This is a genomic window from Anaeromassilibacillus sp. D41t1_190614_C2, assembly GCF_015558525.1.
GTDB lineage: Bacteria > Bacillota > Clostridia > Oscillospirales > Acutalibacteraceae > Anaeromassilibacillus > Anaeromassilibacillus stercoravium.
Map to the genome: position 1 here is coordinate 1 of NZ_JADMOD010000011.1, position 26968 is coordinate 26968.

Annotated in this window: 29 protein-coding genes, 1 tRNA gene and 2 pseudogenes; 15 read left to right on the forward strand and 17 right to left on the reverse strand. The window is 50.8% G+C overall.

Annotated features, from left to right (window positions below; all coding sequences use genetic code 11):
• Window positions 1-233: hypothetical protein (locus tag I2G69_RS14545; protein WP_207740575.1), on the forward strand; the 233-nt coding region annotated here is incomplete at its 5' end.
• Here I2G69_RS14545 and I2G69_RS09310 read toward each other — a convergent pair.
• The 15 genes and pseudogenes from I2G69_RS09310 to I2G69_RS09380 all read right to left on the reverse strand — a co-directional run bounded on the left by I2G69_RS09310 (window position 203) and on the right by I2G69_RS09380 (window position 14405).
• A complete protein-coding gene (locus I2G69_RS09310; RefSeq protein ID WP_002596231.1) occupies window positions 203-589 on the reverse strand; it encodes a cysteine-rich VLP domain-containing protein in 387 nt (128 codons plus the stop codon). The genes I2G69_RS14545 and I2G69_RS09310 overlap by 31 nt on opposite strands.
• Window positions 579-2204, reverse strand: a complete 1626-nt coding sequence (locus tag I2G69_RS09315; protein ID WP_002596230.1) for a relaxase/mobilization nuclease domain-containing protein — start codon at window positions 2202-2204, stop codon at window positions 579-581. Before I2G69_RS09315 ends, I2G69_RS09310 begins: the two co-directional genes overlap by 11 nt.
• A complete protein-coding gene (locus tag I2G69_RS09320) occupies window positions 2176-2574 on the reverse strand; it encodes a plasmid mobilization protein (protein ID WP_002596229.1) in 399 nt (132 codons plus the stop codon). Before I2G69_RS09320 ends, I2G69_RS09315 begins: the two co-directional genes overlap by 29 nt.
• A gap of 497 nt (window positions 2575-3071) precedes the next feature.
• Window positions 3072-3284: a helix-turn-helix domain-containing protein gene (locus I2G69_RS09325; protein ID WP_002586615.1), complete on the reverse strand. Its 213-nt coding sequence runs from the start codon at window positions 3282-3284 to the stop codon at window positions 3072-3074.
• Complete coding sequence (locus I2G69_RS09330; protein WP_002586616.1) at window positions 3277-3699, reverse strand: sigma-70 family RNA polymerase sigma factor; 423 nt, start codon at window positions 3697-3699, stop codon at window positions 3277-3279. Before I2G69_RS09330 ends, I2G69_RS09325 begins: the two co-directional genes overlap by 8 nt.
• Before the next feature lie 260 nt (window positions 3700-3959).
• Complete coding sequence (gene lnu(C), locus I2G69_RS09335) at window positions 3960-4454, reverse strand: lincosamide nucleotidyltransferase Lnu(C) (RefSeq protein WP_019543803.1); 495 nt, start codon at window positions 4452-4454, stop codon at window positions 3960-3962.
• A gap of 23 nt (window positions 4455-4477) precedes the next feature.
• Window positions 4478-5515 (reverse strand): IS1595-like element ISSag10 family transposase, encoded by a 1038-nt coding sequence (locus I2G69_RS09340; protein ID WP_002837184.1) that lies wholly within the window; start codon window positions 5513-5515, stop codon window positions 4478-4480.
• Between the two features lie 88 nt (window positions 5516-5603).
• A complete protein-coding gene (locus I2G69_RS09345) occupies window positions 5604-6371 on the reverse strand; it encodes a class I SAM-dependent methyltransferase (RefSeq protein WP_002586626.1) in 768 nt (255 codons plus the stop codon).
• A 50-nt stretch (window positions 6372-6421) separates the two neighbouring features.
• On the reverse strand, window positions 6422-8341 hold the full coding sequence (gene tet(W) / locus I2G69_RS09350; protein ID WP_002586627.1) for a tetracycline resistance ribosomal protection protein Tet(W): 1920 nt from the start codon (window positions 8339-8341) through the stop codon (window positions 6422-6424).
• A 655-nt stretch (window positions 8342-8996) separates the two neighbouring features.
• Window positions 8997-9125, reverse strand: a pseudogene (locus I2G69_RS09355) (Maff2 family mobile element protein); the annotation flags it as partial.
• Window positions 9126-9220: 95 nt separating this feature from the next.
• Entirely contained in the window at window positions 9221-11056 is a 1836-nt protein-coding gene (locus I2G69_RS09360; protein ID WP_195560688.1) for a VirD4-like conjugal transfer protein, CD1115 family, read from the reverse strand.
• Window positions 11043-11480: a PcfB family protein gene (locus I2G69_RS09365; protein WP_442858892.1), complete on the reverse strand. Its 438-nt coding sequence runs from the start codon at window positions 11478-11480 to the stop codon at window positions 11043-11045. The genes I2G69_RS09360 and I2G69_RS09365 overlap by 14 nt, the downstream gene beginning before the upstream one ends.
• A gap of 85 nt (window positions 11481-11565) precedes the next feature.
• Complete coding sequence (locus I2G69_RS09370) at window positions 11566-12279, reverse strand: antirestriction protein ArdA (RefSeq protein WP_195560689.1); 714 nt, start codon at window positions 12277-12279, stop codon at window positions 11566-11568.
• A gap of 1 nt (window position 12280) precedes the next feature.
• Complete coding sequence (locus tag I2G69_RS09375) at window positions 12281-12622, reverse strand: DUF7768 domain-containing protein (protein ID WP_195560690.1); 342 nt, start codon at window positions 12620-12622, stop codon at window positions 12281-12283.
• Window positions 12623-12893: 271 nt separating this feature from the next.
• Window positions 12894-14405 carry a ParB/RepB/Spo0J family partition protein gene (locus I2G69_RS09380; RefSeq protein WP_195560691.1) on the reverse strand — a complete coding sequence of 504 codons (1512 nt, stop codon included), beginning with the start codon at window positions 14403-14405 and terminating at the stop codon, window positions 12894-12896.
• A 442-nt stretch (window positions 14406-14847) separates the two neighbouring features.
• On the opposite strand from I2G69_RS09380, the gene I2G69_RS09385 reads away from it, so the two are divergent.
• From I2G69_RS09385 to I2G69_RS09450, 14 genes and pseudogenes are all read left to right on the forward strand, one after another.
• Window positions 14848-15090: a hypothetical protein gene (locus I2G69_RS09385; RefSeq protein ID WP_191362340.1), complete on the forward strand. Its 243-nt coding sequence runs from the start codon at window positions 14848-14850 to the stop codon at window positions 15088-15090.
• Between the two features lie 119 nt (window positions 15091-15209).
• Window positions 15210-16241, forward strand: a complete 1032-nt coding sequence (locus I2G69_RS09390; protein ID WP_191362341.1) for an alpha/beta hydrolase — start codon at window positions 15210-15212, stop codon at window positions 16239-16241.
• Between the two features lie 500 nt (window positions 16242-16741).
• A complete protein-coding gene (locus tag I2G69_RS09395; protein ID WP_191362342.1) occupies window positions 16742-17395 on the forward strand; it encodes a flavodoxin in 654 nt (217 codons plus the stop codon).
• Window positions 17368-18807, forward strand: coding sequence for an alpha/beta hydrolase fold domain-containing protein (locus I2G69_RS14445; RefSeq protein ID WP_207740576.1), 1440 nt, complete (start codon window positions 17368-17370; stop codon window positions 18805-18807). The genes I2G69_RS09395 and I2G69_RS14445 overlap by 28 nt, the downstream gene beginning before the upstream one ends.
• Window positions 18808-18893: 86 nt before the next feature.
• Window positions 18894-19394 (forward strand): MATE family efflux transporter, encoded by a 501-nt coding sequence (locus I2G69_RS09405; RefSeq protein ID WP_087228795.1) that lies wholly within the window; start codon window positions 18894-18896, stop codon window positions 19392-19394.
• Window positions 19357-20265 (forward strand): MATE family efflux transporter, encoded by a 909-nt coding sequence (locus I2G69_RS09410; RefSeq protein WP_087228798.1) that lies wholly within the window; start codon window positions 19357-19359, stop codon window positions 20263-20265. The genes I2G69_RS09405 and I2G69_RS09410 overlap by 38 nt, the downstream gene beginning before the upstream one ends.
• Before the next feature lie 92 nt (window positions 20266-20357).
• Entirely contained in the window at window positions 20358-20663 is a 306-nt protein-coding gene (locus I2G69_RS09415) for a hypothetical protein (RefSeq protein ID WP_191362345.1), read from the forward strand.
• Complete coding sequence (locus tag I2G69_RS09420) at window positions 20660-21574, forward strand: prolyl oligopeptidase family serine peptidase (RefSeq protein ID WP_243254933.1); 915 nt, start codon at window positions 20660-20662, stop codon at window positions 21572-21574. The genes I2G69_RS09415 and I2G69_RS09420 overlap by 4 nt, the downstream gene beginning before the upstream one ends.
• Complete coding sequence (locus I2G69_RS09425; RefSeq protein ID WP_195451286.1) at window positions 21571-22212, forward strand: flavodoxin family protein; 642 nt, start codon at window positions 21571-21573, stop codon at window positions 22210-22212. Before I2G69_RS09420 ends, I2G69_RS09425 begins: the two co-directional genes overlap by 4 nt.
• Before the next feature lie 269 nt (window positions 22213-22481).
• Window positions 22482-22700 (forward strand): annotated as a pseudogene (locus I2G69_RS14550) (winged helix-turn-helix domain-containing protein); the annotation flags it as partial.
• 337 nt (window positions 22701-23037) lie between these two features.
• Window positions 23038-23277, forward strand: coding sequence for a helix-turn-helix transcriptional regulator (locus tag I2G69_RS09435; protein ID WP_087228807.1), 240 nt, complete (start codon window positions 23038-23040; stop codon window positions 23275-23277).
• On the forward strand, window positions 23255-23482 hold the full coding sequence (locus I2G69_RS09440) for a DUF6514 family protein (RefSeq protein ID WP_140400293.1): 228 nt from the start codon (window positions 23255-23257) through the stop codon (window positions 23480-23482). The genes I2G69_RS09435 and I2G69_RS09440 overlap by 23 nt, the downstream gene beginning before the upstream one ends.
• A 252-nt stretch (window positions 23483-23734) precedes the next feature.
• Complete coding sequence (locus I2G69_RS09445) at window positions 23735-24571, forward strand: deoxyribonuclease IV (RefSeq protein ID WP_191362346.1); 837 nt, start codon at window positions 23735-23737, stop codon at window positions 24569-24571.
• 121 nt (window positions 24572-24692) lie between these two features.
• Window positions 24693-24779: transfer RNA gene (locus I2G69_RS09450), tRNA-Leu, on the forward strand.
• Between the two features lie 344 nt (window positions 24780-25123).
• Here the strand turns inward: I2G69_RS09450 and I2G69_RS09455 are convergent.
• The gene (locus I2G69_RS09455) at window positions 25124-25633 is read right to left on the reverse strand and encodes a Gx transporter family protein (protein WP_087229548.1); all 510 of its coding nucleotides are present in this window, start codon (window positions 25631-25633) and stop codon (window positions 25124-25126) included.
• A gap of 14 nt (window positions 25634-25647) precedes the next feature.
• The gene (locus tag I2G69_RS09460) at window positions 25648-26013 is read right to left on the reverse strand and encodes a NusG domain II-containing protein (protein ID WP_087228813.1); all 366 of its coding nucleotides are present in this window, start codon (window positions 26011-26013) and stop codon (window positions 25648-25650) included.
• Window positions 26014-26968 lie beyond the last annotated feature (955 nt).

The window sequence follows — 26968 nt, forward strand, 5'->3', positions numbered from 1 at the left end:
GCGGCATAGTTCTGGTAGCTTTTCCCGTTGGCGGCAAGGTAGCGGCTCATTTCCTCGATGAACCGTTCCAGCCTGTCAGGGTAGGATCACCTCCCTGTGTTCGGGTTGATTTTGGCGTATTGTCACGCATTAAAACGCCGTTTCCGGGGGAAAAGGATAAATGTATCGCGTACCCTTTGACACCCACGAAAAAAGCCTTGATTTATGCGGGTTTGAAAGGCTCTAAAGCGTGACATCTCTGCCTTTGTTTCCGCTTTCTCTCGGCGGCTTTGATTTTCTTCATGCGCCCGGCGCAGTCGGGGCAGTATTTTCCCCGGTTGGATTTGGGGACAAAGGCCGCCCCGCAGACGGCACACCGTTTCCGGCTTCCCCGGCACAAGAGGGCTGCGGCCAGCTCCCCGTCAAGGGGCAGGACAGCCACACGGAACCAGTGGCACATGAGGGAAAAGGAAATGCTCTGGACGCACACGCAAGGCTCCCCGTCGTCCAATAGCAGGCAGTTCCCCTCATCGTAGTTACAGCACTCATGTACCAGCCGCCGCGCCCGCCGGTGCTGGCGGTAGTCCATGTGGGGCAGGTTATCGCTCATGGCTCTGCTCCTTTCTGCGGTGCGGCTCGTCCCGGCGCAAAATCTGGTCGATGTTCCGCTTGACGGTCTGCAACTCCTTGAACCGCTGTTTCTGTTCGTGATAGGTGTTATACAGGCCGTCTTTCTCGGAGATAAGCTGCTCGATCTCGGCCTGCAACGCTTTCCGGGCGGGCAGCTTGGTAATGCCATGCGCCTTGAAATACCGGGCTGCTGCGTCGGCTATGATAAAATCGCTCTCATGGGCCTGCCGGTATGCGGCGCGGGCTTTCTCGGATTTCTGTGCCCGCAGCCCGTCGCGGGCGGCCTTGGTCTGGGCGTAGGCCAACACCTGCCGCTGCAACTTCTTTTTCCCTTGCAGCTTCGTTTCCAGTGCTTTCAGTTCGCCGCTGGTCTGGCGCATTTTCTGATAGGCGGTGTCAACGGCGGCTTCTAACTGCTCCGGGGAAGTAAAGCCGTATTGCTGGTAGACGGACAGCGTTTTGGCGGCCTGCTTCAGATTGTGTATCTTCGCCCAGCGTTCATAGCCCCGGCCTTTGCCCTCGGCCATTTTCTGCTCAATGTCCACAAGCCGCTGCACTCCGTCCTGTTTCGGGGCGGCTATCTCGGCTCTGGCAACCTGCAAGCGGTCTTTTATGGTGCGTGGGGGATCGGGGGATCTGGCTGGCGCTTCGGCTGCTCTGGCGGCGTTTTGCTCTAAAACGGCAAAGACAGCGGCGCGGTCAAAATCGTCGCCCAGCTTCCGGGCGGTAATTGGCTTTGTCCTGTCCGGCGTGAGGTAGGAAAGCCGCCCCCGGCTCTCCTTGACGGTCACACCCTCCTGCAGCAACAGAGAGGAAAACTCGTCAAAGCTGGCGGCGGTGGCAAGGGCTTTCCGTAGGGTCTGCCGCAGCTTCTCCTTGTTCGTTTCAAACTTGGTCTGCCGGGGCGTGATACTATCGGCAATCATGGGGGCGTTCTGCTTGTCCAGCGCGGCCTGTCCCTTTTTCTGCGCCCAATACTCCCGGTCGGTGACGCGGTTCTTGCTGCCGTTCAAGAGGTCGATTTGATAAAGCCCCTCCCGGTGGCACATCTCCATGACTTCGGATTTGAAGTAGCGCAGGGCAGCGTCGGTACATCGGTGCTTGCAGCCGACTTTCGTATCGGCCGGCCTGTCCATGTAGGGCAGGAACGGCACTTCCTCAATCCGCAGGCTGTTTATGACGATATGCACATGAATGTTGCCGCTGTGGTTATGCCCGTCCGGGTGGGTGCAGACAAGGGCCTGGTGGCCGGGAAAATGCTCTTTACAGAATTGTTCCCCCAACGCCTGCGCCCGGTCTACGGTCAGGCCGTTGTCCGGCCCGTCCCGCGGGTCAAAGCTGATGATGTAGTGGTGGCTTTTCACATCTTCCCGCCGCTGGTTTTTCTGATAGCGGAGATTGGCCCGCATACACGCAACGGCAAAATCCTCCCCGTCGCAGTTCAGCGTGGACAGCCGGTAGTCCTCGCGGGGGATAAGCCTGCCGGTTTCATCAAGGACGGGCTTCATGGTAAACTCGTCATGCTCAAAGAGAAGATATTGCTCGGCGGCTCCGTAGTCGGCGTTTTTAGAGTTGATATGCTTGAGTGTTGCCAACCGCGTCACCTACTTTCTTGAGGACTTCATACTTGAGGACGGCAAGGTCGGATATGGCGGCGCGTACCTCGCCGGAAAGGGTGTTGTAGGGTACGCCGTATTCGTTCAGATACCGGGCAATCTGATTGAGGTTGCCGCCGATCCTGCCGTACTCGGCTGTCAGCTTCCCGACAGCGGAAAGCAACTCGTCATTGACCGACGACACATGGACAACCGGGCGTATGGTCGCCCGCCGTATCGCCTGCCGGAGAAATTCGGACTGGCTGATACCATAGGGCGCAAGCCGCGCTGTGAAGTCGGCATACTCATCTTCGGACAGCCGGGTTTTCACAACGCGGCTGCGGTGGGGCGTGTTGTATTTCTTTCGCATGGTGTGACCTCCTTTCTCGCCCGTAAGGGCGCATGAGCAGGGTTTGGGGAAGGCACTCCCCAACAAGTTTCCCGCGAGGGGCAAAACTGCAGAATTGCGGATTTTGGCACCGTGGTAGAAACTTGCTCTCCGTGACTGCAAACTTTCTCTCACTTCCGTCCGCCACTTTTTTGGAAAACTGCAACCACAAAAGTTTGTTTCTCTTTTTCTGCTACTACTAATCCTGTAAAGGGCATTCCTGCCCGCTTTCGCTAAAATGACACCGGACGCAGTGGTTTCTACCCGGTGTTGGAGAAATCCTTTCTCTTTGCCCTCTACTACGGGTAAATGCTCCAAATGCCAAACACCAGGGCAGAAAAATTCCCTCCTCGCTTACTACTACAACCGGCAGGGGGCAAAATGGCCGGGAGCGGAGCCGGACAACAAAAAAAGCAGTAAATCTTTTTCAAGACTTACTGCTTTCGCTGGCCGCGTCGGTGGCGGCTGGTATTCAGTTTTTATGACTTGTCCGGTGGTTCGTCAAGCCGGAACTTGAATTGACAGTCAATTAACCGCTGCTTTACATAGTCCTCCACCTCGGCGTTGACCTGCCCGTTCACTTTTGAGAAATAGCGGATATATCCGGCGTAGTGGAGCAGGACAGCGTTCACGGCTTCTGGGTCGCCCTCACGGGCTTTGAGGATTGTTTCATAGGGGAGAAGTCTACTCATACCGGCTCACCCCCATTTCTTCGCGTAGCCGCTGCAAGGCAAGCTGGATATGCCGCCCCGCTGTGCTGCGTGACCGGCCAATACACGCGCCGATCACGCGCTGCGGCTGGCGCAGAAAGTAATAGCGCAGGATTTCTTCCCGCGTCTGCTCCGGCAAAACAGAGATCGCGTCGGCAAGGGCGGCGTTGCAGAGCAGGACGGTCTGACCGCAGACGGTAAATGGGTATTCCTCGTCCGGCTCCGACGCGGCAAACTGGACAAACTTCTCGTTCATCAGATAGTCAAGGGAAACTTGCCGTTCCCATTGCCGTTTAAGCTTCAAAATCTTGTCCAAGGCGGCACAGCGGATAACAGTCTTGCAAAAGGCGTTGTACCTGCGCTGGATATATTCTTGATAGGCTATCTGGTCGGTCATGGAAATTCCCCTTTCTGAATAATAGTGCGGGGCGGTGGCACTTCTTGCTGTCGCCCCTTGATTGCCTACCAGCAAAGGCGGGCGGGGCTGTCAACGGCTGCGCATATGCGCCGTTCATCTTGACCGTTGACTGGCTCGGCTGGGTTTGCTATTTACCCGACAAACTTGAATTTATTTTAGGCTATGTCACAACAAACAGTTGATAAATAGCCATTTTTATAGGGGAGTATCAGAACTCCCCTACAAACTGTTATTTGCAGTTATCTATACTCATTTGGAATTTCGATATGAAGTGTCTCACACAATAACTTCACATCATGTGCATCATTTTCATCAAACTCGTATCCCAGATGGAACATTACTTGACTATATGGTTCAATACAGGAAACCTCTATTTCCTCAATTCTTCCTTTACCCGAAAAAGTTTCTACCGGAAAACAATCCCCATCATAAAGAATTTCACCTTCGTCCGTATATTCAAAACAATGCAAATCAATAATTCTGTTTTTCAAATCTTCCCATACAGTATGGTTCAATGTTGTATATTCCATCTTAATCTCATAAAAGCCATTAGCTTTCATTATTTCTATAAAGTTCTGATAATCGTTCTTTTCTACAAAAATGTCAATATCATTATGGGCTCTTGACTGATATCCAAGAAGAGCATCTACACCCCAGCCACCATCAAGAAAGACTTTAATCTCCGCATCTATTGCAAATTGAAGAATCTGTTTTACATCTGTTATATTGACCATCTTATCATCTCCACAAATTCTAATTAGGCGACCAGAGGAACTGCTGGTCTGTTTGATAAATCTCTGCATTTAGCAGTTTTCAATGTTGCCAAAACAAAAGTTAAGAAGATGTTCCTTTTCTCCATGTCGCTTTCTTTGGCGTAATTTACAAGGTTATTCCACACAAGATAGTTGTTCAGATACTTGGTAGAAACACCGTTAAAGCCACGCATAAACCTCTTTAGCTGGCTATGGTAGCTATTGATATGTTGGATATTATAAATGCCTTTCTTGGCTTTGCCAGTCTTTAACTGCACAAGGTCAATGCCATTGGCATTTGTAAATCTCACATAGGAGTTCATCTTGTCCGTAACAAGAGTGGAATTGGTCTTAATCCTACCATCATAAATATGATGTAAATCTCTTGTAGAAACTCTACCAGTATTCGTAATCTTGGAGATAGACAAGCCATTCCTATTAACCGCACAAGGAACACATACCTTTTCTTGGGACAAGCCTCTGATATGTGTAGAATGACCACGCTTATGAGCCTTGCGTGGCATAGCAAATGTCTTACTCTTGCTATGATTGCCCTTGTACGAGATGGCGAAAAAAGTTTCGTCAGCCTCAATAATGCCGTCAAGGGTAACATCGTCTGCCATATTCTGAAGTGCATCCAAAATCTTGTGTCTCCAAAGGAATGCGGTGTTTCTGTGAATCCCACAAGCAACAGCAGTCTTACGAATGGATAAGCCATTCATCATACAATCAATGTACTGCTCCCACACGGACAAGTCTTTTCTTGTACCAGACACAATGGAGTTCGTAGCAATCACGAAGGACTTGCCACAATCCTTACATACATATCGCTGTGTGCCATCTTTACGATGACCATTGCGAACCACATGGATACAGCCACAAAGAGGGCATACACGACCATTTGCAAAGCGTTCCTTTGCTACGAAATCTTCAATATTCAAAGACTTTACAAAGGCAGGACTTAAAAGCATTGTTTTAAGGCTTTCCTGCTCTGCGACAGTCAACTTACCGATAATATCTAATGCGTCTTTGATAGTAGGCATATCCAATTACCTCCTTCGGTGGTACTGTTTCTTACTATTATTATACGCTATTTCTCGTCAAAAATCAACCATTTGTTGTGACAGAGCCTTATTTTAAGCTATCACGTTTTACCTTCTTAAGCCTTACTATCATTACCATAGGAATTTCTTTGTTGGTTTTAAAACATTCTTCATAAAATCCATCAATGACAAATCCAGCTCTAAAACAAAGGTTAAAAATATCTTGTATGGAACGATGATAATAAATCTGCTCTTTCGGTTGCCCTTCAATCGCTATATCATAGTAACTGTGCGGTGTCATATATTTTTCAGTCAACGTGACAAAACAAGGGTGTTGCGTTGCAAAGACAAAAATTCCGCTTTCCTGCAACAGTTCATAAACAGCCATAAGAAGTGGTTCAATATCCGTAATATCCATAATTGCCATATTAGAAACTGCTTTCGTAAAGGCTCGATTTCTTTTTAATTCTAATATACTTTTTCTATCGGTCGCATCCGCCACACAAAATTCAATTTGTTTTGCATATTGTGATTGCCGTCTTTTAGCCAATTCTATCATTTTTTTGCTGTAATCAAAAGCGACAACCGAAGCGCCTCTTTGTGCAAGATACGAAGAATAATTTCCATTGCCACACGCAATATCCAAAATGTAATCCGCAGGATTAGGAGATAGAAGTTCCGTTACTTTGGGACGCACTACCTCTCTGTGAAATTCATTAGATTCGTCACCCATTGCATTATCCCAAAATTGTGCGTTCTCCTCCCAGATTTTTTTACTTTCCTCTGTTCCCATGTTCTCTCCCACTCCCCAAATTTGCTTTTTTGCTTCCATTAAATCTTCCTTACTATATTCCATTGTTACCCTCCATAACTTCTGATTGTTGCCGTCTTGACGATTATGTATCTTTACATTACCTTCTGAAACATATGGCGCACCTTGTCCAGGCGGCTGTTTGGACGGCGGGGCTGGATGACCGGCTGACCGACAGCGGCCTGATATCCTTTCAGCTCTGTAAGGCATACGCTCCGCCCGTTGGTGTAAAAGGCCAGATCAGTACGGTATGCCTGTATACAGCGGGCGGGAATCTCGCCAGTAAAGACAACTTCATCCTTTTTTACCTGGGCCGTTTCGATGGTGGCACAGTATTTCGGTGCATCATGATAAGCCCTGGAAAGGTATTCCTGGGGCGCATAGAGGATGAAGGAGAGATAAGGTTCCAGCAGCTGCGTCCCCGATTCCTTCAATGCCTGTTCCAATACAATCGGGGCCAATGAGCGGAAGTCCGCCGGCGTGCTGACCGGACTGTAATAAAGCCCGTATTCAAAGCAAATCTTACAGTCCGTTACGTTCCAGCCGAACAAGCCCTGCTCCAGCCCGTAACGGATACCATCCCTGACAGCGTTTTGAAAACTCTGGTTCAAGTATCCCAGCGAAACCCGGCTCTCGTATTGTACACCGGAGCCAAGCGAGAGTGGTGTAACAGACAGTCCTATGGATGCCCAAAACGGGTTGGGCGGCACCTCGATATGGATGGTGTGGCTGGCTGCTTTGAGCGGCCGCTCCATATAAATGACGGAGGGTTCCTTTACCACTGTTTCAAGCTTGTATTTTTCCGACAGCAAAGCGGAAACAACCTCCAACTGCACCCGGCCCAAAAAAGAAAGAATGATCTCATGGGTGATGGAATCCACTTCGCAACGCAAAAGCGGGTCAGTATCCGCAAGTTGCGTAAGAGCGTCCAGCAGCCGTTCTCTTTGCGCTGCCGTTTTCGGCGCAATCGTCGTCCGCAGCATGGGGAGGGGGTCCTCGCGCCACCTTTTACGAGGGAGCCGGGTTTGGTCCCCTAATACATCGTTTAACCTCACGCTGTCGCTGGGAAGGATAACAATTTCACCCTGATAAGCGGTGTCTGTCCGAACAATTTCCCCTTTGGATGGAATACGCATCTCTGTGATTTTCAGCTTTTCTCTCCCGGCCAGGGCCACCGTATCCCGCAGGCGCAGCGTTCCGCTGTATAACCGTAGATAGACACGCCGCTGGCCGCAATCGGTGTACTCAACCTTGAAAACGCTGCCGCATAGGGCGGCGCCCCCCTGTTCCCCAATCGGTTGGAACAGCCCTGTCACCGCATCCATCAACGGTTGAATGCCAAGGCCATTTTTGGCGCTGCCATGATAGACTGGGAACAGGGAGGCGTCTTGAACCCGCTGCTGTTCCTCCCGCGCAAGTTTTTCCCGGCTGATTGGTTCTCCTGCGATATACTTTTCCAATAATTCATCGTTATTTTCGATGACCGCATCCCATGCTTCTATGTCGGTATTTTCCTCCAGGACTATTTCCGGGGACAGCGACACCGTCTGCTTGATGATAATATCGGCGGAGAGCTTATCCCGAACAGACTGAACCACGCTCTGCAAATCAACGCCAGCCTGGTCGATCTTGTTGATAAAGATAACGGTGGGAATGTTCATTTTCCGCAGGGCATGGAACAGAATACGGGTCTGGGCCTGCACGCCATCTTTAGCGGAGATCACCAAGATGGCCCCATCTAAAACAGCCAAAGAGCGGTACACCTCCGCCAAAAAATCCATGTGGCCGGGCGTATCCACAATGTTAACTTTACATCTGTGCCACTGGAAGGAAGTGACTGCCGCTTGAATGGTAATCCCACGCTGCCGCTCCAAAAACATGGTGTCCGTCCTCGTTGTCCCTTTTTCGACGCTCCCCGGTTCTGAAATGGCTCCGCTGGCATATAGCAGGCTCTCCGTCAAGGTCGTCTTTCCAGCGTCTACATGGGCAAGAATTCCAATATTGATTATTTTCATGTGATTGTCCTCCCTTTACAGCCCCAAAGGGCATAAAAATCCCCAGCAGTAAAATACTTTTACCACTGGGGATTATAAGTTGCGGACATACACATATACAGCATACACCTGTTTGTGATTGCTGTTTTTGGGGATATGTCAAAATTGATAAGGCAAAAGTATTCTTAAATTGGGTACAAAAAACTAAGCCCCCGTGAAAGGGACTATCATAATTCTTTGTTCCCACTATTTGATTATAGTTTTATTTAAGAATACCTTGCCGCATATTTTTTTACTCCTTTTCTGGAATGAAACTATTATATCACATCAGCTTTAGGAAAGCAAGTACCTAAAAGAAATTTTTCTTCCTCTTATATGTTAACAATCATACCGGCTTCTTGGCGTTCAGAATAGTTTCTGCTGTTTGCTGTGGTGTTTGGTTGGAATTGTCCAACCAAAAGCTGATCCGGGGTGTTGTCTGCATTTTACTAAATACAAATTCAATGTATACAGAAAGATATAAGGAGTGGGAGGGATTCCGCCGTAGTTGGCATTGTAGGAAAATCCAAAAGTTTAGATTTTCCCACAATGCTTATCTTTTGGTCTTTGGTTCGGAATAGTGTAGTGCTGGCGGTCTATCTCTTGTTTTCGGTTGCTTGCTTCCTTACCGTACATGAGCATTGGAGCCGGGATTATCGCTGCCGTACCCCTCCAGCAAATTCACCACGCCCCACACGCCAAGGCCAGCGCCGAGGGCCACAACGAGGGTCTGCAAAGTGTTGATAGCAGAAGCGAAAAACTGCATATAGCCTCCCTTTCTCCGGGGATGCCCCGGACATGAAAAAAGCCGCCCATACAGGCGGCGCTTACACAACTTCGGGACAACTTGTCCCAAAGTCTTTATACAAAGGCGTCCGGGTCATCGAGATCGTCATAGTTGAGGATGTCCTCGTCCTCGTCTGTGAGCGCCTCGTCCGGCACGGTCGCCTCGTACACCTCACATTCCTCGGCCAGCCCGGGCCGCCTGCGGCGGTTAATGAGCTTGTCGAGGGAAAAGGCGTTTTTCTGTTTGTCGGCCTCCGCCGTGTACTTGTAGTTGGGGTGCTGCTTCAAATCGTACTTCTTGGAATAGAACGGGGGCAGGCCCCGGAGCTGCAAGATGCACCTGTCGCCGGGCATGGTGGCAAGTTCGCTGGGGGTCATCAGCTCCCGGCCCAGCCGTTGGTTATTCTGGCTGTAACTTTCCGACTGCCCCCGTGTCCGGCCATCCGTCTGCATGGAGATCGTGGCCTTGCCCAGCCAGTTTTCGGAAATCTCCTTGATGGTGGAGCTTTCCCGCCCGCCGAGAAAAATCACGCTGTCCATGTTGCCGAGGATGGTTTCAGCGTTCTTATCATAGATGGCCTTGCATTGGGCCAACTGTTGATAAAAGAGGGTCAGACTGACCTCCCGGGAGCGGATCACGGCCACCAGCTTTTCGAGATTTGGCACCTGTCCCGTGTTGGCCGCCTCGTCCCACAGCACCCGCACATGATGGGGCAGGCGGCCCCCGTGAACATTGTCCGCCCGTTCACAGAGCAGATTGAACATCTGCGAAAAGGCCAGCGCCACCAGAAAATTGTAGGTGCTGTCGGTATCGCTGATACAGAAGAAAGTGGCCGTGCGCCTATCACCCATGCGGTCAAGCTCCAGCTCGTCATAGGACATGATCTCCCGGAGCTGGGGAATATCAAAGGGGGCCAGCCGGGAGCCGCAGGAAATCAAAATGCTTTTTGCGGTTTTACCGCTGGCCAGCTTGTACTTCTTGTACTGTTTCACCGCAAAGCAATCCGGCTTGCGCTGTTCCAGCCCCTTGAACATATAGTCCACGGCGTTGAGAAAGTCCTCGTCATCCTCCTTCACTTCCATGCCGGAGATCATGTCAACCAGCGTATTCATGTTGCGCTCCTCCTCGGAGCCCTCAAAAATGATGTACCCCAGCAGAGCGCAGTACAAAAGCGTTTCCGCCTTTGTCCAGAACGGATCGCCTTCTTTGCCCTCGCCTTTGGTGTTGGAAATCAGGGCGTTTACAAACTTCAAGATGTCCGCCTCGTTCTTGATGTAGGCCAGCGGGTTATAGTGCATGGACTTTGAAAAATCTATGCTGTTGAACACCTTGATCTTATACCCCCGCTGCTGGAGAAAGTGACCGACTTGCCCGAGGACACCCCCTTTCGGATCGACGCAGACATACGAGGAATGGGCTTGAAGCAGCTGGGGCGTGAGCCAGAACCGGGTCTTGCCGGAGCCGGACGAGCCGATGACACAGGCGTTGAGGTTGCGGGCGTTGGCCGGATTTTTGGGCCGGGTGTTGATGGTGAGCAGCTCCGTCCCGGTAAGAATGATATTGTTTTCAAACTTGGGATCGACAAAGGGCTTGATGTCCTTTTCCGTTCCCCACCGGGCGGAGCCGTATTCCTCGTCCCGCCTGTACTTCTTTGCGCTCTTGCTTTTGAAGTAGATCAGCAGGCGAAAGCCAACCGCACCCACAACGCCGATGAGCCAGTCAAAGGGATCAAGCCCCGGCGCAAAGTCGGCAAAGGTCGGGCCGATGCTCCGGCCCAGCCCCAGCAGCTTTTCACCAAACCCGTCCCCAGCCGCCAGACGGTAGGCCGTCCCCAGTTTCAGACAGGCCCAGCCAATGAACAGATAGGGAATGTTGGGAAGAATATATTTTCGGATCTTATCTGTCGGCATGAGCCACCTCCTGTACCCGCTCTTTGGGACGGGGCCGCTCCTGGGCAAGCTGCTCCGACGCCCGTTTGAGATGATCCCGGATGGGGATGCGCCGGGACTTGGACTTGTTCAGCACCTTGCGGGAGTACTCCGAGAAACAGGCGGTCATGGCGTCGGCCTGCCCAGCCTTAAAGAACAGCAGATACTTGTCCGGCCCGGTTTTGTAAAAGGCGTAGTCCACATTCCATTTCCGGGCTACCCGGTCAAACAGCTTGGTATCGCCGGAAAGCTCAATGCTGGATGCCGATGCGCCGTGGGCCATAAGCTTTTTCACGCTCTGCTTGCCGTGGGGCGTCTGCTTGGCCCGGTGGTGCTTGGCTATTTTTCGGCCAATGGCCCGCAGCACATAGGCAAGGCCCCGGGCGGTCAGCTTGGACGCCTTCACAGAAACGGCTATCGTGCGCCGGGAAATATCTTCATCTACCAGTCAAACCACCCCTTTCTTTGGGACAAATTGTCCCGAAGTGTTGTTATCGCTCCGGCACCTCCTTTTTAGGCAAAAGATGATCTTTCTCCGGCGCAGCCCGATCCGCTACTTCCTTATAGGCGGCCATCTGTTCCCGGATGTTGAGCTTGGGCATGGAAAACACCCGATACTCGTCAGGAATATCATCCCGCCCGGTATAGTGTTCGATAAACTGGCTCCCGTTGTTGAACATATAGCCGCCATTGGCATAATGCCCATCATCGTTGATCCGAATATCCCGCCCGTATGCCTCGTAGTCGAAATAGTTGAGCAGGTGCTCCGGCACATCGATGGCCTCCATGTCCTCCACATAGATGCGTCCCAGCGTTTCATCGTCTGTCACACCTGGATAAAACTCGAAGCAGTCGAGGTTTTGGGTCAGGTTGATCAATTCCTTGACGCTGCCGGAGTATTCGCCGCTGTCAATAACCGCTTCAAACTTTTCACGGTCACTTTGATCCATCTCGGAGATAAGGCTGGCCAAATAATTGAGCTCGTCGATGCTCTCATATTCGCCAAGGCAGTCATAGAGCCCGGATATGTTCACCTCGTAGTCGGTGATAAAGATTTCCTCATACCGCACCCCATCTATGCCAATGCGCTTTAAGAGGGCCTGCACCTCCTCGGTGGTAGTGGGGAATTTTAGATTTTCGCCTACCAACCTGCCCTCGTTGTATTTCCCCAAGTTGGTGACATACGCTTCAAACGGGGTATCCATATCAGCGCCGTCCCTGTCCTTTGACGGTGAGGATGCCATCCAGCGTTGTGGCGGTAATCCCCAGCCGTTGGGCCACGGCGATGTCGTTTTTCATGGTCTCGGTGACGGTATGGCCGCACACCACCAGCACATGGGAGCGCCGCAGCAGGTCACGGCTCATGTCGATGCCGTTCTTGTGCTCCTCGGGAACGGCGTCGTTGAGGAACAAAGGCAGATACAGCGTGGGGCAGATGGGCGAAAAGCCCGCCTCATACACCGCCCGGCAATACCGGGCCGCCTGTTCCGTGTTCTTGTAGTCCTCGCCGCACCATGCGGCGGTGATATACGCAAGGGGTCTTTTCATAGAAAACCTCCGTTTCATGGTGTTCAACCCTATCCCCCCGCCCTTTCCCATTCATGGGAAAGGGGGCGGCTCTGGAGGATATGCCCCCGTCACGCCTCCGGGAATGGCACAGCCGGGGCCGCCCGTAAAGGGCAAGCCGCCGCAGGGCGGCGGTGCCATGCACCCTTGACGGACAGCGCCCGGCCATGCCGTGTAATAGGCGGCGACGGGGGATTAAGCACCAGAGCCCCTTATAGGGGAGCGCAGCACTTCGGGACAAGCTGTCCCAAAGTTACAGGGATTTATCAGCTTTTTTCTCCGGCTTGCCCAGCTCCGGGGGCTGCTTCTCCTTCCACTCGTCCAGCAGGGCCAGAATAGTGTCCTTCATCTCCCGGGGGGACTTGTCCTTGCCAAAATACTTTTCCAGTTCGGCACTGTTGATGATCACCTTGTCAACCTCCCTCTTTTCCTCACTCAAAATACCGTCGATCACATCGCCGTTCAGCTTGCCCTCCTTGTCCAGTTCACGGAGCCGCTGGGCTTGGGAAAGGGAGGGAGAGGACTGCTGCCCCTCAATGGCAACGGCGATATACTTCTGGTGCTTGGGGCGGATAAACGAAATCTCCACAGCAGGGGTAAAAGCGAGCTGTTTTTCGTCCACCATCTTTTGCAGATCGGGGACAAGCTCGGTCAGGCGGATATACCGCTGCACTTGCTTGTAGTTCATGCCGTTGCGATCCCCCACAACCTGCGTGGAGCGTTTTCCGGCGCTCTTATCGTCCTCACCGGGCCGGGCTCCTTGGTGCTTGATGGCCTCTACCTGCATTTTGAGAGATTGAGCCTTTTCCATCGGCAAAATCTTTTCCCTGTGCCGCAGGTTGTCGTCCGTCATGGCGAGGATAGCCTCGTCATCGGTCATGTTGCGGACGATACAGGGCATATTGGCAAACCCGGCCAGTTCGCTGGCCCGCTGGCGGCGGTGTCCGGCGATGATCTCATATCCGCCGCCCTCACGGGGCCTCACCAGCGCAGGCTGATTGACCCCGGCGGCCTTGATCGACTCCACCAGCCCCTGCATTTCCGCATCGTCCCGGACGCCAAAGGGGTGATTTTTGAATGGGTGCAGATCGGAAAGATTGAGATAGACAATCTCCTCTTTCACGCCACGGGTGGCATCCCGAGGGGCAGGCGGCTGCTCGGTTGCAGCCGGGGCCTCCGCCGTAGCGGGAGCGCCTTTCCCGGCAGGCGGTTTGCTTTGGGACATTTTGTCCCGAGGTTGCGGCTTGGCCTTGTCGGGGGCCGCCTTGTCAGCCTTGGCCGGGCGGCCCCTGCGGGGCTTGGCCGCATCCTTCGCTTTATCCGCCTGCTTGTCCTTATCCGGGGCAACAGCCTTTTCCGGGGGCTTGACCTTCGTCGCCCCATCCCGGGCAGCGGTAAAATCCACCATCTTTCCAGCGGGGGTAGGATCACCCATACCGGGGATCGTGGTCTGCTTCTCGTCTTTGCCCGGCTGCGGCGCACCCTCCTTAGACGGGGCGGGAGCGTCCTTGTCTTTGGGAGCCTCCTTACCCCCCGGAGCCGGTTGCTCCGCCGCAGGGTCGGGAGCTGTCTTTCCCTCAACGGGCTTTTCCGCCACAGGGGGCGTTACCACCTTGGACGCATCCTCTATCACGGGAGCCTCCGCCTTGGCCGGGGAGGGCTGATCCTGCACCGGGGGAGCAGCTTTGGCAGGCTCTACCGTTCCCGGCTTGGGGGAATCGTCTACCTTCCCAGCGTCGGGAATATTCTTTTTATCGTCAGCCACCTAAAAACCTCCTTCGTTGTGAAATAGAAAAAGCCAGCCCGATGGCTGGCCTGTGGGGGAACACTCCTCCTTTCTCGGTAGGATATATGAAAACGCCGCCCATAGTCCCGTTGGGCGGCGTTCTTACCATAAAATTATGGGCTTGCTATGCACTTTCAAATAGCTTATAATCAGAAGCAACAAGAAACTGTGGCTTGTTTTGGTGGTATTGCGTATTGAAGCGCATCTCGCAGACCCGGTTACGGGGGTATGTAACCGATGGGTTTGGGAGAGCGCTACACTGGCAGTGTAGAGGTCAGCGGTTCGATCCCGCTATGCTCCACCACATCGTACAAATCCGAACCTTGTGCCGTTAGGCGATGGGTTCGGATTTATTTTTATCGCCCTGAAATTTATCCCATATCCGCCATAAAACGCGATGGCCTCTTTTATGGAGCGCTGTGTGTTTTATTTTGATCTTCCAGACAAAAAGAGTTGCCATATTATTCTGCGCCGTTTCTATCCACCACAAGTTGGTTCAGAAGGACAAACTGACTGTACAGAATTTGTACATCGAGAAGCTGATGCTTATGATGCTTATGAAATGCAAATGAAACCACTATGTTGGTCTGTTCAGAGGGGATCTCTGGAAAAGCATCCTCAAATGCAAATTATGGATATGGATCTTTACAGCACAAATGCATAGGATCAAAAGAAAAATCCACTGTTAACCTAACGGTAAATACTGAATAACCAATCGAGACTTCTGCGGAGGTCTCGTTTTTTTTATAATAAAACCAGCAAAAGGAAAGGTAGGTGAAGGACATGAAGGTACAGAAAATATTTGTGTCAGCTTTGTGTATCCTGCTCTGCCTGACAGGGTGTGGTAACGAAGAGAAAACCCTCCGCGATGTTTCCGCTATTCCCAATGAAGAGTGGGAAACCTTAGAAAAAAGTTCTGTGCCGGATGTGGATATAGATGTGACACAGGAACCTTTTGATGAAAATACAGAGATTGATATGGTGCGCAGCGATCCAGTGTTTGGCAATTATGGCCGCCTGCTGTTTCCCACAGATGATTGGTATATGAGTGGAAGCACCCTTGGAGATTTGCAGTTGACCTGGTATCACAACATCGATCCGGCAGAAACAGTGGAGATCGTCAATACTTTGTGGAAACGGGCCGATGCGGGTGAAACGGTTTTCTACGATATTTACACCGAAGAAGAAAAATTGGCAGACCCCGAAAAGGAGAACACCGGGTTGTTCTTCTTTAAGGGTGAGCCGGGAGAAAAGTTTGCCGTGTGCAATGCTGGAGGCGGATTTGCCTATGTAGGCGCCATGCAAGATAGTTTTCCCCATGCGCTGGAATTATCTAAGCAGGGCTATAACGCCTTTGCCCTCATCTACCGCCCTGGGGATCAAACAGCCTGCGAAGATCTGGCGCGGGCAATCAGCTTTATCTTTGAAAACGCAGAAGAACTGGAAGTAGACACCGATTGCTATTCCCTTTGGGGCGGTTCTGCAGGGGCGCGGATGGCGGCTTGGCTTGGCTCTTACGGCCCGGCAGCTTTTGGCGGGGACGATCTCCCTCAGCCGGGTGCAGTGATTATGCAGTACACCGGCCACAGCGACTACACAGAAAATGATCCACCCACCTTTGCCTGCGCCGGCGAAAACGATGGCATCGCCAACTGGCGTACCATGCAGCGCCGCCTGGACGCTATGAGTGCTCTGGGCATTCCAACGGAGTTTCACCACTATCCCGGACTGCCTCATGGCTTCGGCCTGGGAACCGGTACGGTGGCGGAGGGATGGTTGGACGAAGCGGTTGCCTTTTGGGAAGCGCAAAGGTAAGCATCCTATGGATATAACAAACATCTTATAGAAAAATGTATGATCACGAACAACGTTATTTTCTAAAACACAAAAGGGGTTATTTCAGCAAGGGTTGTGCAAAAGAGCATATGGACAGCCTGGCGCAAAATGCCCATGCCATTTTGCTTGCCCTATGGCGGCGGCCTAGCAGAATGCCTTCCGATATATTAGCGGTACATCTATAAAGAAAGGCTTCCCAAATTCGTCCGCTTCGCCGAAAATGTAGGGGGATCGCCTGCGATGGGAAATCTGATGAGGAGCTCCTCTGGCTGGCCTCGACGCTCCGGCCGATTTTATCAAAAGGCTTGGCCACCCTACCACTTTCAAAGAGTCAGGCGTGGGCAAGGGACAGCCAAAAGAGAACGTAGATTCCTGGCATCTCCTAGGGTAACTACAAGCCTATGGCTCATAAGAAAATCCTGGCAATCATCCAGGAATTCTATAAATAAAATTCTTTGACAAAGAAAGGAACGATCCATATGAAAAAATTAACCGCATTGTTTTTAAGCCTGGCCATGATATTGGGCCTTGCCGCCTGCAACAGTGGTACGCCTTCCTCCACCCCCTCTGTTCCCAGTGAAGTGCCGGCAGAGAACGAAACGCCTTCTTCTCAGCCGGAAAACTCTGAAGGAACTGAGTGGGAAAACGGCAGCACTCTGGTAGTTTATTTCTCTGCCACCGGCAACACGGAACAAGCGGCGGACTATATTGCTGACATCACCGGAGGCGATTTGTTTCAGCTGGAACCCACCGATCCTTATACCGATGATGATCTGAACTGGACAGTGGATGGCAGCCGTGTAAACCAGGAACATGATGACGAATCCTTGCGGGATATTGAACTGGTAGCCGACACTGTGGACAATTGGGACAGTTATGACACTGTGTTTATCGGCTACCCCATCTGGTGGGGCATCGCCGCGTGGCCGGTGGATGGATTTGTGGAGGCCAACGATTTCACTGGCAAAACCGTGATTCCCTTCTGCACCTCTTCCAGCTCCGGTATTGGGGAGAGCGGTGAGCTGTTGGCCGAGCTGGCTGGCACAGGCGATTGGCAGGAAGGTCAGCGTTTCTCCTCCAATGTCAGCGAAGCGGATGTGCAGGAGTGGCTCGACAGCCTGAACCTGTCCTGACAGACGGAAAGGCGTTGGCTATGAAACGGCTTTTATCCATACTCTCGGCCATGGCGCTTCTGCTTTCCCTCTGCGCCTGCGGGTCTGAGGATGCCGGACACTTTGCGCTAGATATGGGCAACAGCTCTTCACAAACCGAGCGTTCAGACGATGACTATACGAAACCAAGCGGCAACAGCATTCTAATTGCTTACGATCCCGCACAGGAGACGGTGGCGCAGGCAGCAGATATTCTGGCGGACGCGCTCTCCGGCGATTTGCAGGAAATAGAGGATGACAGCGGGCTTCATGCAGATGCGTATGAATATGTGTTGCTGGGGTTTGCGCCAGATGGGGATACACTCCCCCAAACAGTAGAGGCATTCCTCCAGCGCCATGATTTTGGCGCACGTACCATCTACCCCTTTGTTCTGGGAGGCAGTGACGAAGATGTGATTTCCTCTGCCGGCTTGTACTCCTCCATCTCACAGCTTCAGCCGGGGGCTTTGATGGGAAATGATGTCTTGATGGTATCGCCTGATATGACAAAAGATGCAATCCGAGCCTGGGCGGAAAGCCTTGGACTGAACCGTGTTGCCGCTGTGCCGGAAAATACCCCTGCCAATACAGTGGCAACTGCCGCCGTCACACCTAAGGAACCGCAGGTTCTGTATCTGTGGGAGGAAGGCAATGCCCCGGCACAAACAGAGTATACCGTCAACAACGGCGGTTATTCCGATGGCCCGGACTTCCGGCCATACATCACCAGCTTTCCCGTCCCGAACGGTGTGGATGCAAAAGGCGCTATACTCGTCTGCCCCGGCGGGGCATTCCAGTTTCGCAGCGATCAGCCGGAAGGGATCGATGTTGCAGAAGCGCTCAGTGCTTTGGGCTATCAGAGCTTTGTGGTAGACTACCGCCTGCGGCCCTATACCCAGCAAGAAGGCGCGCTTGACCTGACCAGAGCCGTGCGGTTTGTCCGCTCCCATGCAGAGGAATACCGTATTGACCCACGGGACATTGCCGTTATGGGCTTTTCAGCGGGCGGGATCTTAAGCGGGGAAATGCTGCTGAATTTTGATGAAGATGTAAACCCAGCTACTTTTGATCCCAAGTATCAGCCGGATGAACTGGACAGCGTTTCTGCTGACGCCGCGGCCTGCGGCATGATTTACTCTTTCTATGGGCGCCTAAGTGTGGGCACCACCGACGTGGATCTGCTGCACTCCGGCAATCTGCCCCCCACCTTCTATTGCTATGGGACACGTGACCCATTCTACAAACAGTTTTTAGCTAATGCAGACGCATCGGAGGAAGCGGGTGTAGCGGTAGAACGGCTGCAGCTTGATGGAATGCCCCATGGCTTTGGAGCCAGCGGGGATTGGATTCCCACCTATGACCAATGGTTAAGCGCCATCTTCGCAGACAACTGACCACCCAGAGCGGCTTATCCCGCCTGTTCTATATCGGCAGGTTTCTCCGTTCTCAGGAGGGACCTGCTTATTTTTGAAAGGAAGCAATGAAAGCAATGGAGGAAGACGCGGAAAAATACCTGTTTGAAGCAATGCCGGTTCCCAAAGCGGTAGCGACTTTGGCCATCCCCACCATCATCAGCCAGGTGGTCACGATGATTTACAACCTGGCGGATACCTTCTTTGTGGGACAGATCGGTGACCCGCTGATGGTTGCCGCTGTTTCGCTGGTATCGCCCTGGTTCAACCTGCTGACTGCTCTGGGAAACCTGTTCGGCCTGGGCGGCAGCAGCCTGATCTCCCGGATGATGGGGGCGCAAAACCACGAGGACATCAAATATGTTTCCGTATTCAGTATTTGGGGCGGGACGGCTGTGACACTTCTCTTTTCCCTGGCCACCTGGCTTGCGCGGGTTCCCCCTATTAAATTTTCTGGGAGCAAGCCCGGATACCTATGGATACGCCCAAGAGTATCTCCTGTGGGTAGTGGTTCTGGGCGGCGTGCCAACCATGGTGAACCTGGCCCTCGGCCATCTGCTGCGCAGTGAAGGACATGCGAAACAGGCCAGTGCCGGCATGATGTTCGGCGGCATCCTCAACGTGGTGCTGGACCCAGTTTTTATCTTTGCATTCCATCTGGATGTGGCGGGAGCCGCTATCGCCACGGCGCTTTCCAACACTGTCTCGGTGGCGTTCTTCATCATCCAGTATATCCGGCTGAAGGACAAGACTGCCATTTCTTTGAATCCTCGGCACTTTACATTCCGCTTTGTACGACCTGTCTTCTCCGTAGGGCTGGCATCGGCTTTAGCGACCACTCTGGGCAACGCTTCCAATATGGTAATGGTCCATCTTGCCTCCGGTTACGGTGACATCCCCGTGGCTGCCTATGGTGTTGTGAAGCGCATCGATCAGTTCCCTCTGAATGTTTCTATGGGGCTGTGCCAGGGCTTTATGCCGCTGGTGGGGTATAATTTTGCTTCCAAGGATTATGGGCGGATGCGCAAGGTGTCCATTTTCTCCTGGAAGATAGCCCTAGTGATGTCCGCCTGTTTCATCGCCTGCTTTGCCATCTTTGCGCCGCAGATCCTGCATCTCTTTATCCCGGAGACACAGACCAGCACCTTGGGCGCTTCCTTTTTGCGGATTGCCTGCCTGGCGGTGCCGCTAACGAGCGTGAACTTTCTCATCAGCTACACATTACAAGCCATGGGGAAAGGCATACAGTCTGCGATCCTTACTTCTTGCCGCCAGGGGTTGCTCAATATTCCGATGTTGATCGTAATGGACTTGGTCTTTGGTCTATATGGTATGATCTGGACTCAGCTTGTGGTGGAGATTATTATGCTGCCGGTATCCCTGGGGATGTACTCCCACACCTTCCGGGGATTGAACGCCAAAGGAAAGCCGTGCATGTAACCTTTTGGTTTCTACCGCATAACAAACGGAGACTTCTGCGCTCCTCTGTACGGAATTACAATAGATGCAAAGGAAAGAAAGTGGTATACAAGATGAAGACACACATTTTAGGAAAAGATCCCATTGTTTCTGTTGTTGGGGCCCCTATCCGGTGGCACACTGTGGCTACCTTCCCCTCGAAACACGATTGGATAGACAAGACGGTGATCCCCTTCCAGGCCCACGAAGGATGGACAGGCTATGCGCTGAAGGATTGGAAGGCCGCCTATAAGGGCGCAAAGATTTGCTGCGAAGGGGCGATTCGTTCCAATTCCGCAGGTGGAAACCAGTTGATCACCGGTGAGATGGATGTGCAAAAATGCCTGAGGCAGGCCACCAAGGAGGTGTCCTGCCAATGAACACGCATTTTCCCTTTTGCCTGCTTTTGTGTGGCATAGCCTTTTTAGCGATTCTCAGTAGCTGCGCTGCCAAACCCCAATCATTGCCCGACGTAAGTTCAGCATCGGATAGTGAAACCCTGCAGGAAGCCTCCCAGGCGGACGTTCCCGATGAGCCGGACATGGCGCTTCCTACGGAGCTGCCGGTACAGACAGGGATCATCCCGGAGCAGATTCTGGAGGGCGAAACAGGGACGATCCATTACAGCTATTACCTTCCCCACGGCTACAATGAGCGCCAGGAATATCCCCTGATGATGGTCATGCCAGGGTACGACATGATGTGGTTCGGGGAAGAATCCTCCGGCTCTAATTTGAATTGGAGAGGCTTTTTATGCTGGACAGAACTTCCAGAGGATATGATTGTCGTCTCTGCCCAGCTCACAGATTGGCACGATACTTCGGCACAGCAGGCCATTGAGCTGACAGAATACTTTATCGATCATTTTTCTGTGGATAAAACCCGTGTTTATGCAGCCGGATATTCTGCAGGCGGGGAAACCATGTCCCAGGCTGTCTCCATGCGCCCGGATCTGTATGCGGCATATCTACACGGCGCATCCCAATGGGACGGAGAATATGCCCCTATCGCAGAAAATGGCGTAGCGGTTTATATTTTCATGGCACAGAACGACGAATATTATGGCTCTGAACGGGCCTGGAGCGCTTACAACAGCCTCCGTGACGCTTATGTAGAAGCTGGATGGAATGAGATCGATATTGTCCTGCAAATCCAAACCCCGGATAACAATTGGTTTGCCCAGCGTGGCGTCACCGGGAACTACCACGGCGGAGGCAATCTGGTATTTGACGAGACAGAGATTTTAGAGTGGGTGACCAACCATCAAAAAGGAGGAAACACACAGAAATGAAAGTTTTGCTTATCAATGGAAGCCCCCACAGGGAGGGCTGCACCTATACAGCGCTATGTGAAGTGTCCAGCTCGCTGAACCAAAACGGTATTGATACGGATGTTTTTTGGATCGGCAATCCCCCCTTTTCCGGCTGCATTGCCTGCCATCAATGCGATCGGTTGCATCACTGCGTGATGCAGGATACCGTCAATGATTTTCTTGATCTGGCAGGCGATTACGACGGATTTGTTTTTGGCACACCGGTGTATTTCGCCGCCGCAGCCGGCGAAATTACATCTTTCCTAGACAGAGCGTTCTATGCCGATCTGAACGGAGGCGCCAACCGGTTTTACCTGAAACCTGCAGCAGCGGTCATATCGGCCAGAAGGGCTGGTACTACTGCCACCTGGGATCAGATAAACAAATATTTTGGCCTGATGCAGATGCCCATCATCACTTCCCGTTATTGGAATATGGTGCATGGCACGACGCCAGAAGAAGTAAAACAGGATCTGGAAGGAATGCAGACCATGCGAATCCTGGGGCACAATATGGCATATTTCCTGAAATGCAAGGAGATTGGCAGTAAAATGATTCCTCTGCCGCCACAAGAAACTCCTGTGTTTACGGGCGTTATTCGTCATAATGCTGGATAGAAAAAATAGATAAACCATTATCGATGTGTGCTTATAATGCGGCATATCTTTTTAGCCAATGATAAAAATGCGAAGAAAACCCATATAAGATGATCTCGGTACCTCTTCTGCCATTCGGCTTTCACTGTTTGCATTTCATGATGTAGATGTCCAAAGCCTAACGGAGGATGGATGCCAAAATCTGTGTTATCACGGATCTCACCATACACCAATCTGAACGCTGTGCTGTGTATATCCAAGTGATTCTGACGTGATCCTTATCAAGGAGAGCATCCGATATCTTTCCATGCCTTACTCAAAACACTGGCCGAGTCCTTACGTTTATCCAAATCTATGAGCACATACGGAAAGAACCAGATTATGGAACGGGCCGGGAGATTGTCAACCACCATGTATATAGAGTCCGCTGTAAATTGAATTTGGGCAACGCCTCCGATTTCTATATCCGAAGTGTCCGCGGCATTGGCTACAGCTTAGAAGTGAGATAGGCGGTGGCGGACGTTTTTCTGCGGCTCTCGGTTCGAATTTGAAGCCCTACTCTCCACCATAAAGACCTAACTTAATGGTTCATAGAATCTTTTGCATTTCGAACACGTTTGTTACTTTCTAAATCGTTTCATTCAAAGATCTGTAAGTAATTTTTCAATTGTTTACTTTATAAACATAAATATTTTTAATTTTTACAAATATTTATGTATAAATCTTTCTTTATTCGATATTTCACAAAAATCTAGTGATGTAATTTTACATCTTTCACAATATGAATGATCATTCGTCGCCTTATCGAGCAGACTGGAATATTCTTCTTTTTGAGGAGGAATATTCATGTCTCTTAAAAAGCGTCTTTCCCACGATATCTTTCACGCACGAACGGACGACCGCAAGTTAACGCAACAGCAAGCCGCTGATGCTGTCTTCATTTCATTACGCGAATATCAGAAGATCGAAAAAGGGGACATTTTGCCTGGTACAGAAATTTTTCTTCGCCTTGTCTATTTCTTCGACTTGGATATCAAAGATTATCTGGAGGAAGCAAATGCCCATGTATCGATACGTTCCTTCTGAAGAATTTCTCTTTTCCCCTTTTATTGGACATTACCGTTCTTTTGGTATTGCCGTCTTCCAATATACAGAAAAAGGCTGGGAACGTAAAAGCTTCTTTTCAGATGTTTCCACAGATCCATCTTTCGTAACTGCGCTTGCTCAACGCTGTACGAGAGGACAATTAAGCCCCGACCATCTATTAGATGTCCTTTTCGATTCAATCTGACAGGATTGTGCGTCCATTTAAGCTCACATTTCCCTGTGGGCTTTTTTGTGTTGCTATTTTTGATTTTCCTGTAGCCGTATATCTTAACAGATACAGGCCCCTATGATATACTACAAAGGGGATCTTCTGGCCGGACTGCTCTTGATGTTTCCTGTTATGAACCCGATTTGGACGGCCGTATTTTTTATATTTCAGGTATCCACACGGACTTCATTAAGATTGGATTCACTTTTATCAAGCGAGGGAAATACTATGTTGAACATTGGATGTCATCTATCCTCTTCAAAGGGATATCTGCACATGGGAAAGGAGGCCCTTTCCATTGGAGCAAACACCTTCCAATACTTTACCCGCAATCCGCGCGGCAGCAAAGCAAAAGCGGTCAACTTTGCGGATATCGCTGCATTCAATAACTTGGCAGAACAAGAACATTTTTCTACATTGGTCGCGCACGCACCCTATACCCTCAACCTCTGTTCCGCAGACGAGGGCCTCCGGGAGTTTGCCGTCCAAGCTATGACGGAAGACCTCGCTACGATGGAATATCTTCCCGGAAACCTTTACAATTTCCATCCGGGAAGCCATGTGAAGCAAGGAACGGAGATAGGGATTCAGCTCATTGCGCAAGGTCTGAACCGCATTCTCCGCCCAGATCAGCATACAACGGTCCTTTTGGAAACGATGGCTGGAAAAGGTAGTGAAGTCGGCCGTACATTTGAAGAGCTCCGTGCAATCCTCGACCGGGTAGAACTCACGGATAAAATGGGGGTCTGCCTGGATACTTGTCACGTCTTTGACGCTGGATATGACATAGTGGATCATCTTGAGAGTGTCTTAGAGGAGTTTGACAAGGTCATCGGGCTAGGCCGGCTCCGTGCAATTCACCTAAACGACAGCCTGAATCCGCTTGGCAGCCATAAGGACAGGCACGCCAAAATTGGCCAGGGACATATTGGATTACCTGCTCTAACCAAAATCATCAATCATCCTGTGCTTTGTACATTACCCTTTGAATTGGAAACACCAAATGACCTCAACGGATATGCCGAAGAAATCCGTCTCCTTGAGGAGGTTTTTCAAGGGGGCTGAATGGCCTCCCCCTCCCATCGGGCCATTCAGGAGATGCTATTTTCCCCCTTGTCGCCCGTGCTCGCCGGCACAAAACCGTTGCTTTTGGGCGAGTGTTGTGCTATAATAATTACCGTTATTTGCCGCTATGGTGGAATTGGCAGACACAAAGGACTTAAAATCCTTCGGAAGTGATTCCGTACCGGTTCAAGTCCGGTTAGCGGCACCAAGCCAAACCTGGGATGCAGGAAGCATCCCAGGTTTGGCTTTTTTGTCATGCATAATGTTTTAAGGCCGTTTCGGGCAAAAGACCTGAAGAAAGAATTGCCCATTCGATGAGGGATTCTCAACGTTGTTGCAGGGATTGATTTTACCAATGCTTTCCTAAATGGTTCCCCTCCCCTAAGCCATCCTAAGATCTGCACTCCGTTTGTTTGACACCCCCATATTTTGTCTTCAAACCGTTGGTACTCTTCTTAAGAGCCTCTGGAGTTTTTCCCCGCTCCACTTTTTAAGGTCATGTTCTTTAGACACTACCAAAATACATCCTATTGTTCCTGTTTTGATCTCTAATCAATCTAAATGACGGGTTTGCTTTTCTAAAGATGTTCTGCGTAAAATCAATTGTGCGCACACCCCTGTAAATCCCCCGGCCAAGCATCCAGAAATCAGCAAAAACGGCAGATAGAACAATATCCCCCACCCTGCGACCATACAGGCCACAGTCATCTGACCAATATTGTGAAATATAGCGCCCAACACGCTACAAATCCAAATATACTTTTCTGAAAGGAACCTCTTTAACAACAGCATCCCAACAAGGCAAAATAAACCTCCTGCCATACTGTACATAAGGGTCATCATCCCTCCACCAAAAAAAGAGCCCAATAAAATGCGGGCTACTACCAAAAGGAACACTTCTCTTACGCGATAATGGTAAACCGCATAGACAGTGATGATATTTGCCAACCCCAGTTTCACACCGGGAATTGGAAAAGGGTTTGGTATTTGGAGTTCCACAACAAAAAGAATCAGCGCTACTGCTGTAAGCATCGCCAATTCCGTCAACTTTCTTACTTTCAAACCTGTCACCCCCATTAGCCAACCATTCCATCCAATGCATTCCCATTCTCTGCAAACTGAATCACCAGGTGGTGCGGCAGGCAAACAATTGGCACGGACGAATCCAACCATCCCATATGCACACATGTCTGGTCGGGGCATTCTGCCGCCAACATATGGATTCGATGGTCTTTGATCTCTATGGTATTAACCCGGCCTTCATATTGCACCTCGATGGTTTGATCGCTGGCCTGTTCCAAATCAAACTGATAGAGCACTTCCCCATCTTGAACGATTTCCACGATTTGGGTATCCGGTTGTTGGAGCACGAAAATGCTCCCTACAATCCCAACCAGCAAAAGTATGCCTACTACAAAAAAAGGCCATTTTTTCTGTTTCATATTTTATAATTCCTGGACCGTCTCTGCCAACTTTTGGTTAGGAAAACGTTCCGTGATCCCTTCTGTTAGAATCCTTTTACCTTTACCGGTATAATGAGGAGCGCACATGTTTGAATCCAGATTTATGGGGGCCCAAGGCCTTCGCACAATTTTTTCCCACACGGGAAAAGGCTTCCCAGTGCGCATAAAAACACTTGAACTGATCCCACCAAATATTTACGCACAAATAAACTCGCGGAAACAACTGGTAGGATCTACTTCCATGGGCCTTTCCAGTCTAACAACGGCGGCGGCCGGAATTCCAACCGGCCGCCGGTTTTGCAAGCGTTGCCCATATGCGCTGCTCCTACTATAGAATACTACATCTTTCTAGGGATGTCTAATCCTTCTTTTAAAGGCATTCCATCCTTTATCGGGAGCGGGTAGAGTGTTCTAAGTCTGATTTTTTCTTGCATTTTGTGCGGTGATCTCCCAATATAAATTCTTAAAAGCAGATCCTAAAGTTGTGTTTTATGATTCTCATTTACCACATAGCGCATAAGAAGCCGCCAAGCAGGCTGGTTTCGTGTAGCATTCCGGTTTCTTATGGCGCATCACGCCGAAAACGGTTGACATTGCCCAAATCTATGTTACAATAAAAGTGCTATGCATAGATGTTGCCACGGCACTTCTCATGCAAATATATTTGGCCGGGCGGGAATCCCGCCTAAAGCTCATCGGACAGGGCTGGCCGTTGCCGCGTGCGGTGTAATGCACCGCAATTATTGATGGACCTTTCAGGGTTCAAATTTTATAAGTTGGTCCTTTCTTTCCCGTGCGATCGCACACCACTTGTGAAACGTCAATAAGAGTAGGTAAAGTATATTTGCTAAGGCCGCGCCTCTTTAGTGCGCGCCGGAAACTCTGAAGTGTACGGATCAGGCAGCCGGATACTAAAATCCCCCTGTGCGCCTTA

Bases quoted from the DNA above. Each gene is read 5' to 3' on its own strand.
- I2G69_RS09395 (WP_191362342.1), top strand. From the start codon at position 16,742: ATGAAAAAATTAACCGCATTGTTTTTAAGCCTGGCCATGATATTGGGC.
- I2G69_RS09425 (WP_195451286.1), top strand. From the start codon at position 21,571: ATGAAAGTTTTGCTTATCAATGGAAGCCCCCACAGGGAGGGCTGCACC.
- I2G69_RS09440 (WP_140400293.1), top strand. From the start codon at position 23,255: ATGTATCGATACGTTCCTTCTGAAGAATTTCTCTTTTCCCCTTTTATT.
- I2G69_RS09390 (WP_191362341.1), top strand. From the start codon at position 15,210: ATGAAGGTACAGAAAATATTTGTGTCAGCTTTGTGTATCCTGCTCTGC.
- I2G69_RS09370 (WP_195560689.1), bottom strand. From the start codon at position 12,279: ATGGATACCCCGTTTGAAGCGTATGTCACCAACTTGGGGAAATACAAC.
- I2G69_RS09435 (WP_087228807.1), top strand. From the start codon at position 23,038: ATGTCTCTTAAAAAGCGTCTTTCCCACGATATCTTTCACGCACGAACG.
- I2G69_RS09330 (WP_002586616.1), bottom strand. From the start codon at position 3,699: ATGACCGACCAGATAGCCTATCAAGAATATATCCAGCGCAGGTACAAC.
- I2G69_RS09325 (WP_002586615.1), bottom strand. From the start codon at position 3,284: ATGAGTAGACTTCTCCCCTATGAAACAATCCTCAAAGCCCGTGAGGGC.
- I2G69_RS09405 (WP_087228795.1), top strand. From the start codon at position 18,894: ATGAAAGCAATGGAGGAAGACGCGGAAAAATACCTGTTTGAAGCAATG.
- I2G69_RS09410 (WP_087228798.1), top strand. From the start codon at position 19,357: ATGGTGAACCTGGCCCTCGGCCATCTGCTGCGCAGTGAAGGACATGCG.
- I2G69_RS09415 (WP_191362345.1), top strand. From the start codon at position 20,358: ATGAAGACACACATTTTAGGAAAAGATCCCATTGTTTCTGTTGTTGGG.
- I2G69_RS09375 (WP_195560690.1), bottom strand. From the start codon at position 12,622: ATGAAAAGACCCCTTGCGTATATCACCGCCGCATGGTGCGGCGAGGAC.
- I2G69_RS09345 (WP_002586626.1), bottom strand. From the start codon at position 6,371: ATGGAATATAGTAAGGAAGATTTAATGGAAGCAAAAAAGCAAATTTGG.
- I2G69_RS09445 (WP_191362346.1), top strand. From the start codon at position 23,735: ATGTTGAACATTGGATGTCATCTATCCTCTTCAAAGGGATATCTGCAC.
- I2G69_RS09320 (WP_002596229.1), bottom strand. From the start codon at position 2,574: ATGCGAAAGAAATACAACACGCCCCACCGCAGCCGCGTTGTGAAAACC.
- I2G69_RS09460 (WP_087228813.1), bottom strand. From the start codon at position 26,013: ATGAAACAGAAAAAATGGCCTTTTTTTGTAGTAGGCATACTTTTGCTG.
- I2G69_RS09340 (WP_002837184.1), bottom strand. From the start codon at position 5,515: ATGCCTACTATCAAAGACGCATTAGATATTATCGGTAAGTTGACTGTC.
- I2G69_RS09420 (WP_243254933.1), top strand. From the start codon at position 20,660: ATGAACACGCATTTTCCCTTTTGCCTGCTTTTGTGTGGCATAGCCTTT.
- I2G69_RS09310 (WP_002596231.1), bottom strand. From the start codon at position 589: ATGAGCGATAACCTGCCCCACATGGACTACCGCCAGCACCGGCGGGCG.
- I2G69_RS09360 (WP_195560688.1), bottom strand. From the start codon at position 11,056: ATGCCGACAGATAAGATCCGAAAATATATTCTTCCCAACATTCCCTAT.